This is a genomic window from Pullulanibacillus camelliae (assembly GCF_014642655.1).
In the GTDB taxonomy this organism is placed as follows: domain Bacteria; phylum Bacillota; class Bacilli; order Bacillales; family Sporolactobacillaceae; genus Pullulanibacillus; species Pullulanibacillus camelliae.
This window is the reverse complement of the sequence record NZ_BMIR01000005.1, coordinates 87404-100695: the sequence shown is the minus strand read 5'-3', so window position 1 is coordinate 100695 and position 13292 is coordinate 87404. Positions and strand designations below refer to the sequence as shown.

General features: G+C 41.1%; 9 protein-coding genes, 1 other RNA gene and 1 pseudogene. 1 reads left to right on the top strand and 10 read right to left on the bottom strand.

The window, feature by feature from the left end; translation table 11 throughout:
• Nucleotides 1-184: 184 nt before the first annotated feature.
• Nucleotides 185-2254: a bifunctional aldolase/short-chain dehydrogenase gene (locus tag IEW82_RS07115; RefSeq protein WP_188691415.1), complete on the bottom strand. Its 2070-nt coding sequence runs from the start codon at nucleotides 2252-2254 to the stop codon at nucleotides 185-187.
• Between the two features lie 228 nt (nucleotides 2255-2482).
• Between IEW82_RS07115 and IEW82_RS07110 the strand changes: the two genes are divergently transcribed.
• On the top strand, nucleotides 2483-3082 hold the full coding sequence (locus tag IEW82_RS07110) for an undecaprenyl-diphosphatase (protein WP_188691413.1): 600 nt from the start codon (nucleotides 2483-2485) through the stop codon (nucleotides 3080-3082).
• 71 nt (nucleotides 3083-3153) lie between these two features.
• Here IEW82_RS07110 and IEW82_RS07105 read toward each other — a convergent pair whose 3' ends face one another.
• The 9 genes and pseudogenes from IEW82_RS07105 to IEW82_RS07065 form a co-directional block, all read right to left on the bottom strand.
• Nucleotides 3154-3528 carry a PilZ domain-containing protein gene (locus IEW82_RS07105; protein ID WP_188691412.1) on the bottom strand — a complete coding sequence of 125 codons (375 nt, stop codon included), beginning with the start codon at nucleotides 3526-3528 and terminating at the stop codon, nucleotides 3154-3156.
• A gap of 202 nt (nucleotides 3529-3730) precedes the next feature.
• On the bottom strand, nucleotides 3731-5920 hold the full coding sequence (locus IEW82_RS07100; protein ID WP_188691410.1) for an acyltransferase family protein: 2190 nt from the start codon (nucleotides 5918-5920) through the stop codon (nucleotides 3731-3733).
• Between the two features lie 428 nt (nucleotides 5921-6348).
• On the bottom strand, nucleotides 6349-7020 hold the full coding sequence (locus IEW82_RS07095) for a hypothetical protein (protein WP_188691408.1): 672 nt from the start codon (nucleotides 7018-7020) through the stop codon (nucleotides 6349-6351).
• A 703-nt stretch (nucleotides 7021-7723) separates the two neighbouring features.
• Nucleotides 7724-8262, bottom strand: a pseudogene (locus tag IEW82_RS07090) (HAD family hydrolase); the annotation flags it as partial.
• Between the two features lie 179 nt (nucleotides 8263-8441).
• Entirely contained in the window at nucleotides 8442-9176 is a 735-nt protein-coding gene (locus IEW82_RS07085; RefSeq protein WP_188691406.1) for a GNAT family N-acetyltransferase, read from the bottom strand.
• Nucleotides 9177-10716: 1540 nt separating this feature from the next.
• On the bottom strand, nucleotides 10717-11340 hold the full coding sequence (gene cdaS / locus IEW82_RS07080) for a sporulation-specific diadenylate cyclase CdaS (protein WP_229672414.1): 624 nt from the start codon (nucleotides 11338-11340) through the stop codon (nucleotides 10717-10719).
• 290 nt (nucleotides 11341-11630) lie between these two features.
• Nucleotides 11631-11988, bottom strand: a transfer-messenger RNA (tmRNA) gene (ssrA, locus tag IEW82_RS07075).
• Between the two features lie 203 nt (nucleotides 11989-12191).
• Complete coding sequence (gene smpB / locus IEW82_RS07070) at nucleotides 12192-12662, bottom strand: SsrA-binding protein SmpB (protein ID WP_188691403.1); 471 nt, start codon at nucleotides 12660-12662, stop codon at nucleotides 12192-12194.
• Nucleotides 12663-12839: 177 nt separating this feature from the next.
• Nucleotides 12840-13133, bottom strand: a complete 294-nt coding sequence (locus tag IEW82_RS07065; RefSeq protein ID WP_188691401.1) for a Dabb family protein — start codon at nucleotides 13131-13133, stop codon at nucleotides 12840-12842.
• Between the last annotated feature and the right edge of the window lie 159 nt (nucleotides 13134-13292).

Below are 13292 nucleotides of genomic sequence, written 5' to 3'. Positions count from 1 at the left end.
TGATTTTTGCAAATCACACACTTAGGGTGCCGGCAAGCCCCAGGTGGCGATAGTCAAAGCCCGACTTATACTCTCTTCCCTTATGCGCGTCAGCAAAGTTATACATTCTGATAGTATTAAAAAATGCAGCCAACGAAAGTATGAATCATTGACTGCACCTCTAGTTTTATTAAATTATTTTCAATTATCTCGTGAAGGCTGCCGGGACACCGCCATCGACAGTCAGCATACAGCCTGTTGTTTTTTCTGCTTTCGAAGAGGCAAAAAAAGCAATCGCATCAGCGATATCTTGCGGATAAATATTTACAAGTAATGTCGTGCGCTTGCGGTAGTGCTCCTCAAGCTGATCAGGGGCAATACCGTATGCGGCTGCTCTCTCATTGCGCCACGACGAATTCCAAATCGCTGAGCCTTGTAAAACCGCATCTGGAAGAACGGAATTGACGCGAATACCATACTGTCCCCCTTCTGCAGCAATGCATCTTGCGAGATGGGTTTCAAGCGCCTTAACTGAGCTGTAGGCTGCCGCATTTTTTCCTGCATAAACCGAATTCTTTGAGCCGATAAAGACCATGCTGCCACCAAGTGCTTGCTCTTTCATTTGTTTAAAAGCTTCACGTGCAACCAAGAAATATCCCGTGCCTAAAACGTTGATATTTAGATTCCACTCTTTTAAAGTCGTCTCTTCAATCGGGCTGGATGTCGCCAAACCTGCGTTGTTGACGATGATATCCACACCCCCAAAAGTGAGCGCTGTTTTCGTAAAGGCCGCCTGCACCTCTTCCTCCTTCGTGACATCCATTTTAACAGCAATCGCACGCCCCTCACCATATTCACTATTCATCTCTGAAGCTAACTTTTCCGCACCATCAACATTAAGGTCGGCAATCACCACATGAGCGCCTTCAGAAACGAAGCGACGACAGCTCGCACTGCCAATCCCACCAGCTCCTCCTGTGATAAAGGCAACATGGCGAGAAAATTCGGCTTCAGCGGGGGCAAGGGAGAGCTTGTAGAGCTCCAATGGCCAATATTCAACGTTATACGATTCATTTTCACTTAGGGAGACAAAGCGGCCAAGCGTTGTTGCCCCTTTCATCACAGCAATCGCTCGATGATAAAGTGCTCCGCTGATCCGTGCATTTTTCACATCCTTACCCGTATTCACCATGCCGATGCCTGGAATGAGCACCACTCTCGGTGCAGGTTCAAACATGACGTCTCCTTCATGCTTATTCCGAGCAAAATATTCCTGATAACTTACCTTGAAGTCTGATATACCCGCTCTTAATTTATGAATCAAGCTTTCTATCTCTTCTTTTTGAGGATCCCAATCTATATAAAGAGGGATGCGCTTCGTATGGACAAGATGGTCAGGACAGGCCGCGCCAATCTGTGATAATGTGGGAGCTTCATGACTGTTCACAAATTGTAAGACATCCTCACTGCGATCATAGGTTAAGAGCATCTTTTTATTATCGCTTACTTCCCCGCGAATGACTGGAAGCACTTTAGCCAGAATGGCTTCCGCTTCAGCCTCTGAAAGCGCCGTATATTTTGCTCCACCAAAAGCGGTGGTGTCATCTAATTTACTATTAATATACTCTTCGGCTTCGTTGATCATCGCGATGGTTTTGTCATAGCTTTCCTTAGCCGTCTCTCCCCAAGTCACTAGTCCATGCTTCTCCATTAGAACAAGCTCTGCGTTTGGATTGCTTTTCACACCTTCAGCAATCATTTTAGAAAGGGTGAATCCAGGTCGAACGTAAGGCACCCAAACAAAACGATCGCCATAAATTTCTTTTGCGATTTCCTTGCCATTATCTGCGCAGCAAAGGCTAATGATCGCATCCGGATGCGTGTGATCAACATGGCGGAAGGGCAAAAAAGCATGTAATAGCGTTTCAATAGACGCCCTTGGATGTTTGCTATCAATCATGCAATGGGATAAGTATTCAACCATCTCTTCATCAGACATTGCTTCCCGCTCCATCAAGGGGCGAATATCGTCAAGATTTAAACCTGTAAAATTAGCACGCGTCATCGTTGCTAAATCAGAGCCGCTCCCTTTCACCCACATCACTTCAATAGTGCGTCCCCGGAAATCCTTTTCCATTGTCTTCATTGAGGTATTTCCACCGCCCCAGTTACACACTGAGCGATCACTGCCAATCAAATTCGAACGATACACCAGCTCATCAACCCCTGGGGTTAATTGTTTAGCCACTGTATCCTCCCATAACTGTTTAACCATGTTTAAGCGCCTCCAATAATAAAATCTAGTCAAAATCATATATTCTGTTTATGTCTGTTTTAATTATACAATACTTTTGTTTATTTTTGAATATGTATTTTTGATTTATTTTACATAACTTTTTTAAAATGTTTAACATCCTTATCCACATACGTCCTGTTTTATGATATTATTTAAAAGTTATTCTCGTTATCTATGAATCACATTTTAAAAGGAGTTATTGTGTCTATGCATTTTGACTTACCCATTTATCATTTTTTCAATAATATGGCTAACCATAGTACCATTGTTGATGACATCATGATCTTTTTTACTAAATATTCTCCAGAGCTCTACGCTGCGTTTCTAGTCGTCTCTTGGTTTTTAATTCGAAAATCCCATCTCAAGGAAAGACAAACGCTCGTAACAGCTGTGTTTGCCATTGTGTTTGCACTGATCATTAACATGGTCATTGCTCACATCTGGTTCCGTCATCGACCGTTTACGACATTACCAGCAGGGAGCTATCATCTATTAGTATCACATGACGCTAACGCCTCGTTTCCAAGTGATCATGCAGCAATGAGTTGGGCACTTGCTTCAACCATATGGTTCAGCCAAAAACGTTGGCTACGCTGGACGATCACCATCATCGCTAGCATTGTTACTATTTCTAGGTTGTATGTTGGTGTTCACTGGCCATCCGATCTATTGGCGGGCATCATAGTCGGGTTAATCGCCACATTCATCGCCAGCAAATGTACCTTTATCACTGAACCCCTAACCAAATTCGGAACAAAAATCTTACCTCCGCTTCGAAGAAATCGAGATCTCTCTATTGGTAAGTAATACTAAAACAGCCAACCTCATGATAAGGTTGGCTGTTTTACTTCTATGATTTTTAAAGATGATTAGGTCGATTATTCTCCATTTACAGTAGATGCTGCTAAGTGTTTCAGCTCATCAATCAAGGCTTCTTGCACATACTCATCGACAGTAAGATGCAAGCCATAATGATAATCCTCTCCAGCGACTTCTTGCCAAATAATGTTCCCCTGAACCGTATATTCATTCTCGATTAATTTAAAACGAACAGAGATGTTGACTTGCTGTTCATCTGAAATTGGTATATCAAAGGGTGTTAACAGCTTCATACCCCTTGGACTTAAATCAAGGATATGCCCTTCCCCTTCATGACTGTGTGTTACCTGATCATTAATTCTTTCTATAGTAAAAAGAGCGGCTATCGGCGAATCAAATTCAAATCGAAAAGCCTCGTCTCTTCGTAGTCTCATCTCTCTATCTCCTTAAGTTTTTTTCACACTTCCTTATAATACGAAAACCCAAGACGATTTGCACGTGACTTTAAGAACATTTTTCTACAAATGTCATGCACATGCCTATATTCAAAAATAGAAGGGCTAATGACAGCTTACGAACCATCATTAAACCTTCTCTCTCGAATCGTCATCCATTATTTACATTTAGGGCTTTATTCTATTTCTCTACTGTCTTTTTAATCAGCTGAGCATAGCTTTTAGCACCAATAGGTGTTAAATGCACGCCATCCTCCGAAAAATATGAAGCCTTTCCTCTGCTGGCAGAAAGCCAGTTAATCAAGTGGACATTAGGATAACGCTGTGCCGCTTGACTTAAAGCCTTATTAACAACATCCTGCCAGGGGCGCGGAACACGAATATTTATTAAATAAATTTGCTGCTTTTTATCCAATACCTGAATCAATGCCGTGAGCTGGGATTTCGAAAAGGCCCCGTTTGTTCCTAATTCAATGACGACTTTTCCAGTCAATTGCTCTTTATTTTTAAGCTGGTGTAATAAGGCTGGGGCTTCATGCATCTGCCGACCAACCTTACCATTGATGATGGCCGAGGGTATAAGCTGTTTTAAATACGGTTCAACATCTTTTGTCAGCGAATCACCGATAAGTGTCACCGCCTCCTGTTCATCCGCCGTACTGTTAGTTCCCCCTTGCTTCCTCTCTTGTCCATCATGGACGTCGCTAACAGAAGGAACAGCTTTTTTAGACATCTCCACTGCAGCCCTACTCACTGCACTATGAGCCTCACTGTCTGCTGAAGGCGCATCATCGTCATTAGTTGCTGCAACAGTCACGCTTAAATAGGTTAAGGTGACAATAAATATTGCGCCGGCAATTAACGATAGCCGTTTCGTCAAACGCCCTTGAGCAAGACCCTTAACGGGTATCAAAATTCTGCCTTGCAGGATGGGTTTTTCTACAAAGCGCCATGAAAGATCAGCAATGAGAAAACAAGCTGCCACTTGCAAGAGTGACCGTCCCCAATTAATACCACCTGTATTGACTACAGGACTCGTCAAGACAATGATAGGATAATGCCACAAATAGATGCCATACGAACGCTTGCCTATCCAACGAAGGAGTGGAAAACTCAGAAGCGTGCTCATCCAACTCTTTGGATACACAAGGGCACCTATAACAAGTGCTGTTAGAACAGAGATAAATAGCATTCCACCATGGTATAAATAACTGCTATAGGCATTCCATATCCCCATCATGGACAAAAGCGCGAGGAAAGCCCCGGTTGCTATGTAGTTTAGCCAGCGTTTTGCCTTAAGAGCGCGATGAGCTATCACCTTATGACTCGGTAAAATAACGGCAACACCCGCACCTAAGAGTAAAGAAAAGGCGCGCGTGTCCGTTCCATAATACACTCTGCTTGGATCATGCCCTTCCTGATACAGAAGCACCATCATTAAAGCTGAAAAAGCCACACCTAGCCCCATCAGAGCGAGGAGCACACTTCGCCGTCTCACCCATCTTAGCCCAATGATAAGAAAAAACGGCCATAATAAATAAAACTGTTCTTCAATACCAAGTGACCAGAAATGTCCTAACGGATTGCTTAGACCGAATTGATCAAAATAAGAGACTTTGTGAAAAACGAGCCACCAATTACTCACATAAAGCAAGGTTGCTAGAACCAAGCCTTTGGATTCAAATAACTCGTTTTGATGGCTTATAGAGACCCAAATCAATACAACACTCATGACCAGTAGCATTGCCGGGAGTAATCGCTTGACTCGTCGCATCCAAAAAGCCCTCAGGTTAATGCGTCCTTGACTGTCCCACTCAAAAAATAAAAGATCGGTAATTAAATAACCCGATAGCACAAAAAAGACGGTAACGCCTAAAAATCCCCCCGGCATAAAACTAAAATGGAGATGATAAGCAATCACCGCAAGGATAGCAATGGCACGCAATCCATCTAATCCAGGCATATATCGCCGCTGGGGAACAGAGCTTGTTTGATCCTCTTCCAGTTCAGAGGCGTGAGCCTCCTTTTCAAAGGCTGGCATTTCTTTGTACAAGGCGAGAGTGTCCTGGGGGGCCTGAAGCACCTGCTCGACTTGCTTGAAAAAGGAAGGAGGAGCCACAAAAGGAATCCGTTGAATCCATTGTGGATGGATAATAGAAACCTGCCCTCTCATCTCAGAGGACCCTTCTATTCCCCCATAAACTGAAGAAAATCGAAAACGACTATCTGGATAATTCCTCACAATAGCACGCAATTGATGATATGTATGTTCTTCTACTATCAGTTTTATGTCATGGGTCTTTTCCCCATCTTGAAGCTTACAGTCAATCACACCGCTTTCCTGAAGCTTTACTAATTCTAAAGCCCGCATAAAACCCCCCCTTCTTCACCTTATCTCATCCTTTTGTTTGCAGACACAAATCAACAATGGTGCGTTGTAGCTCACATGCTCTCCATCATGCTTGTTGTGCCACAGATACCTACGTCATCTTGTGGATTCAATTCTGCAAACAGGATTAAACACCACTCACAATTTTTCTAGCCATTTCCATAATCTTGCCCTAATCACTTTGTGAGTTTAATCGCTCAAGGTAGGGTTGGCTTTGAAATCTAGATCATTCTTGCAATAGTGTATTTGCTTTGGTCTATTCAGGAAAAAGGCTTTCTTGATTAGACATCCTTGGGATTTCCGAGCTGCTTATTCTATGCTATATAAAATGACTCTATATTTAAATGACCTAAACGGCCACATTGGATGTTGCTTTAACGAAAAATGTATAGCGACAGAAATATTGTGTGTTACTTACTTTCCATACTTTGATTGCTGCTCGCAAAGGCGGTGGCCTCTGATGCAAAGTTGTTGATCACCTTTAATAAGCGTTCCTTCTCCGCAAACAATTTGTTGTATTTTTCATCTAGATGTTTGTATTTGATTTGCTGATCACGGGCATCCGACTCTAATTCACGAATCTTATGCTCCTTTTCTTGCTGACTTCTATTAAGATCTAACATTAATTGGCGATTTGTCACTTCTCGTTCCGTCAAAGTATCCTGTAACTCTTGGATTTCTTTTTCATGCTGAACTCTAAAGGCATTGAATTCATTTTGAAGCTGCTCATTTTGCACCTTCAGATCACCCGCATGATCTTCCATTTTAAGAATCTCTTTGGAAAGATTATTAATCTTCCCTTCAAGAAAATTCTTTTCATGTAAAATCTCTTTTATTTTTGCTTCGAGATCATTGATTTGATCATTACGTTCCTCTACTTGGTGCTTAAGTGCTTCCCGTGATTCAACGATTTCATGCACAACATTATGTAATTTCGTCGTTAATGAGTCCATAATAATAGGCTGATCCTCCACCGTTGATTCCTCTTGCTTAGACTCTTCCACTTGTGCTTCAACGGATTCCTCTGTTTGAACCGCTTGTTCGACCTTCTTCTTACTCGATAATCCTTTAATTAAATTCACCCAAATCCCCCCTGATCATATGAGTGTCTCCCGATTTCCTCGTATTATAAATGATTACTGCAACAAAATAGACATTATCAAAACCGGATTCTATGACTATACTTTTAGAAGTTTTCATTAGTAAAAGACTCACGTTATGTTCTCGTAATATATCATACTGTCAACCCTTTGTCGAAAATTGCCCCCTTATCAAAGTTATTCTCCATTTTTCTACATTATACAACAATGAACAGCAAAATAAACTTAAAAAATGGCGATTCAAACACAAAGCCTATTTTCTTATTTAAAAAGCACACCCATAGGGATAAACTCCCCATCTCCCTTCTGGTTTTTTGACTTCACACGCCGTAATAAAAATGATGAGTAGGGAATGTAAAAATTGTCTGAAGCTAAGCAGGAAAGAAGCTTCCTCTGAGGATCTGTAGGAGTAGGACTATCTTTCTATAAGTAGTATAGGGAACAGTTAGCGCACGTCGATCATTTGATAATTTCGTAATTTTCCAATCGATTAAAAAACTTAGCTTGTAGCACTTTGGATACTTCTGATTGGATTTTCAAATCACACACTAAGGGTACCTCGCAAGTCTCGGGTGGCGAAAGCCAAAGCCCACCTTATACTCTCTTCCTTTGAGAGCATCAGAGAAGTTATATATTCTATAGTATAAAAAGGATACCCTCGTCACAAGGGTATCTCCCTTGAACGTTATAGCTGCTCAAGATCAGCAACATGCCTAATGAGCATAGTAGGTGATTCAGCCTTCAGCTGATTCTCTTGATGGCTCCCCCATGTTACTGCACAAGAGTCGACATGGGCCGCATTTGCCATTTGGATATCAAAGACTGCATCTCCAATCATCATGACTTCTTCTGATTGCAGCTGAAAGGTCTTCATAATATAGTCAATCCCATACGGATGCGGTTTGTATTGAGCGACGTTATCTGAACCACATAACCCTCAAAATAACTAAAAATACCTAAGGCTACGAGATTGCGCTTCAACACTTCCGAATGCTTACTGGAAAGCACAAATAATCTTTTGCCCCTACGCTTTAAACTGTCAAGCACTTCCGAAATACCGTTAAACGGCTTGACCCACTCACTTTCATATTGTTTATACAGTGTCCGGAACGAAGCTAGAAGGTCTGCAAAAGCATCCTCCGTTAACGCCTCCACAGCCATTTTTTTTAAAGATACTTCGATAGGAATGCCCATATAACGATGGATGTCAGCCTCTTCCGGAAGTCGGAGTCCTACATCTAAAAAAGCTTCTTGGGTTGCTTTTACACCACATTGCGAGGAATCTCCAACGTGCCATCAAAATCAAAGATAAGTGCTGTTTTCAAAGCCTTTCTTCCCTTCTGCTCTATGCTTCTTACAAAGAATTACTTCTATTCTAGCACCGAATGTTCTAATAACAACAGTCATGCCTTAACTCGGTACCAGTATTGATAGCCTTCTTTAAAGCCTAACTTAGAATAGAGCCTTAAGGCAGGAGCATTATCCAGAAGGACTTGAAGATAAGCCGTTTCAGCACCATTTGCTTTTCCCCATTTTAATAGGTTTAATATTAACTGCTCAGCAAAGCCTTTCCTTCGATAATACCTGTCAGTGATAATATCAAAGATTCCCAGATAGCCTCGTTCTAACACGCCTAATCCACAGGCAACGGCCGTTTTTCCATGATATAGAGACATGAAACAGGCCTTAGGGATAATGAGCGACAGCATATTTTTCATTATCTCTAGGCTATCCTCATCCTGTTGATTGAAAGTGCACACCTGCTGTAGCCACTCATCACTGAAATGGTCATCCCATTTCACAGTATGTATGACAGGCGCCATGACATTTACCAAGTCTAACGTCTGAACACTCGTTGGATCGACGATACGATATCCGCTTTCCCCTAATTGTCTATCCAAATGACCAGGACTGGCGGTTTCAGTCATTTTGAACACAGTTGGCAACCGTTTTTCTCTATATAATGCTTCAACATAGCATAGCTTTTCTCTCAAATCTTCCGAGGAGCCATATAACGGTTGAATCGAATTAGCCCGCTTAGTAAAGCCATTGGATAGTCGGATAAGCCAACCATCATAGACAAGCGTTTGTAATGATTGCCAAGCGTTGAGAGATAATGCTTCAATGAACTGGATCAATCCATCTCCCCCTTTGTAATCACATATTTTAAAAATCACTAGCACTTTATAAAATGAGAACCTGGATACACCTTATATTAAAAAGCTTGTCTTATTCTTCACCTCTTCGTTAAGCACAGCTTGATGTTCATGCTTTCGCACTCACACACTAAGGGTACCCCCCAAGTCTCGGGTGGCGAAAGCCAAAGCTAGAACTTATAAGGGCTTCTGCAAAACTATAGATGCTGATAATACAAAAAAAGGAACGCTCTCACCCTGCATTCCCTTAACGCTAGAAACAGCTAGAACATTCCCCTGTTCTTCATCTCTTCTCATTCCATGATCTACATACATCAGCCTTCCTACATGAAAGGTTGGGAAGCTATATCTCTCCTAAAGCTAGGGCAATCCCTAAAAGGAAGACAATGATTCCTAAATATAGGAGTAATATTTCAAGTTCAAAAAAGTGTATAATCCAATATTTGATCTTTATTCTGCCTTTACTGCTATTTTTATAATCAAAGATGTTGAATTTCCTAATGTATATGTAGGATCCTATGGCCAAAAGCAAGCCAATGAACATAAAAATTGAACCTGAAATCATCTTTCAAGCCACCTCATTAACTAATAAGTCGTCTATGAATCAACTGATTACAGCATTTCTAAAAACGCCTCAACAAGAGCCATTATTTAGGAAAATACTACTTTAAAAGGCTTATAGTTTCATAGTTCAGTAAGGAGCCCAATGCTCCATATGTATGTTGCAAACCTCATTTCCCTGCTGACGAATAAGCAAAGGAACGGATTAGAAAACATATTATACTCTACTTAGACTGCTAAAGTCATCATTACAGATATCTTTTCTCAGTTCAATCCCCTTAGATCGCTTTCAAAAAGGAGAGCAATGCTACAAGCGACGGTGGAGACCCTTCCATTAAAGCTGATGTTTATTACCATTCATACCATAAATAGTATCATAGTAAGAAAATGTCTATGAAAGAGAGCTTCCCCCTGACTTGATATACAGTGACTATTTTATCAAAGTCTTTACTGAATGCGAATGTCATTTTTGTTAAAATTTGTTCGAATTCAACTGATATCTTTGGAAGACTGCCGCTGCAACAAATATCAGCCTTTCCGTAACATTAAAACAACAACGAAAAAATATAACGCATTAGGGATTAAATGAGAAGGTTTGGGCCCTAATGTGTTTTTATTGAAAATTAAAACTTGGCAATCAACAGTGTTGGTCTGTGGTAAGTGTGATTTATCTTTAAAAATATTTTCACCAAATTTAATTAAGATCCAATTCATTTTTTATGTCAAGAAGCTTTTTGACGTTAAGCTTGTATCGCAGCATACTGCTTTTTGTGGTATGTTCGCTTTTAATACTTTAGCTTTAACATGACAATTTGCAGGGAATTTATGAGAACAAGTGCTGATTAAAAGGGCAAGCTTCACTAGATCAACGAAGGATAAAATTTTTTATTTTAACATTTCCTTTTAAGAGTCATGCATTTTTTAAAGGGAAGTGGGGTTCTCGTCTATCACTTAGGCCGCGTTAAAACATCCCGCTCGGTTGAACAGGATAGAGCCTACCCTGAATTGCAAAGGAAATCCGTCCTGTCTCTTCAGACACAACTAAGACGAGACAGTCGGCCTTTTCAGATAAACCTATGGCGGCCCGATGCCTCGTTCCAAGATTTTCTTCTCCATTATAATGCTCAGCACTAGGAAAGATATTCCCTGCTGAAATAATCATGTTTTTATCGATGAGTACGCCGCCATCATGCAGAGGATTTCCTGGATAAAAAATAGCCTCTAAAAGGGCATAAGAGAGTAAAGCATTTATGGGAATGCCTGAATGGACGTAAGAATGGATTTCATCCCTTCGCTTAATCGCAATTAACGCCCCATGTCTATGCTCAGACAAATGCTGTACCGTAGCTGCTAACGCTTCATAGTGATCGGTATAAGGGGCAAGATACGCTCTCAAGTAATAAGAAGCCGCTGTGGAGTGAAGCGTCCTAAAGAGTGTATTCATCTCTTCAAAATCGTTTAATATACAACAATCATTATGCCCAATAGTTTCGAGAATCTCATCAATCTCCGCTTTTAGATTATGTAACTGATCTTTGAGTAGGGTTTGCATTGCAGTCGGAAGTCCAAGTGCGTCGATATCCAAACATGTCACCCCTTTTTCTAAATAAGCTTTCCATTTTAACAGGAAGTATGCAAGGCCTACGTAATTTCACTTACATAGGTAACGTCATGAGGATTAATTTTTTAATTAAGAGGATAAAGGAAAAAAGCAGCAATATTATTTCAAAAGGCGCAGAGCTTACGTGCTTTTACACGAAGTGTTTGCCAGCGTCACATATATAATGGAGCCAAATAAAAAGAACCATAAAGTTCCAAACGGAAATTTTATGATTCCTATCACAAATCAAAATAAAAAACCACCATAAATATGTATGGTGGAGACGGTGGGAGTCGAACCCACGTCCAAAGGCATCGTAATATAAGCATCTACGAGTATAGTCGACATATTAGCGGTTCGCGAGCACGTCGGCCTGTCGACAGGCACCGGTGTCGCTAGTCTGATTGTTCTCTTCTTCTGCCCTCAGACGGCGAGCGCGAAGCGTATCCCACTAAAGTGAGTTCCTTACCCTACCACGTGGGCGATGGAGGGGGGAACCGCTAAGCTACTTAGGCAGCTAAAGCGTAGTTATTATTAGTTTTGCCAGTTATTGGCTTTGGCGTTTTAACGAGGCCGACCCCCTCGACTCGCAGCTTATATCCGACCTACCCCTGTCGAATCCGGAACGTCCCCATGAAAAGGTTCTAAAGGCTACTTTAAGAGCCTTGAACACAAAGGAAGAACGTTATCCCGGAGGATAAGTCAATTATCAATGAACTACATCTAGTAGTATAGCACGAATGACGCACTATATCAATGGATCCATGCGTTGCCAATTCTTTCATAGATTGCCCAGAGGTGCCAGGCTTAAAAGGCTGGCACCTCATGTCCCGCGTTTATTCCCCCTTTTCAGCACGACGGAGCGCTTTTTGCATTTGTCGTTCAGCTGTTTTCTTCCTCAGGGTATCACGCTTATCATAATTCTTCTTCCCTTTACCAACACCAAGCAATACTTTAGCATAGCCATTTTTCAAGTACATCTTTAAAGGAACGATTGTATAGCCTGATTCTTTGGAAATGCCGATCAACTTATTGATTTCCTTTTTATGTAAAAGAAGTTTCCGTGTGCGCAAGGGATCATGATTGTAACGATTGCCTTGCTCATATGGTGCAATATGCATGTTGTGAAGGAAGACCTCGCCGTTTTCCACGCGAGCAAACGCATCCTTAAAGTTTGCTGATCCTTTTCTAAGGGATTTAATCTCAGTTCCTTTAAGAACAATGCCCGCTTCATAAGTATCTTCTATAAAATAATCGTGATGTGCGCGGCGATTTTGCGCAAGCTGTCGTCCTTGTTGCTCAGCCATAGCGTTCCCCTTCTTTCTATCCAAACGTTCTATCAAGTCCACCATTGGCAAAACTTTGCGTTTCTTATTTTTGAATGCGCCCTCTATAAGTCATCGCGTAGGAGCCAATGATCACTTTTAAGTCTTGTTATAGTATAAAATGAAAATCAAGAGGAAAGCAACCGCTGGCTTGATGCTTTAGATTTCAAAATCAAGTGCCAGCTTATCTTCTACACCGATTTCATCTAAAAAGGCGACAAAGGCTTGATGCTCTGGTGATGGGCCATAATGCTCAAAAGCAGCCATCGATTCAAAACGCACGGTTAAGCCTATTTCATAACCTTTGCTGCGATCGGTAAAATTAAAATTCGTTTGTAGATCCAAAATCCCTGGTAATTTATTTTTCAACTCCCGAAGCCGTTTTAACGCTTCTTCCTTTTGCGCCTTTGTTGTTTCTGGTTTGAATTTAAAAAGGACAATATGTTCAATCACATCAACCACTCCTTCTCTGCCTAAAAATAGCCTTCCCTTTTAATATAATTCAGTCATTAACAATACACAAGGCATGCGATCACAGTACAAAAGCAATAGAGCATGGTATGACGGAAATTTGGCAAAAATAAAAATGGGATTCTAGCTATGTTATCCTTG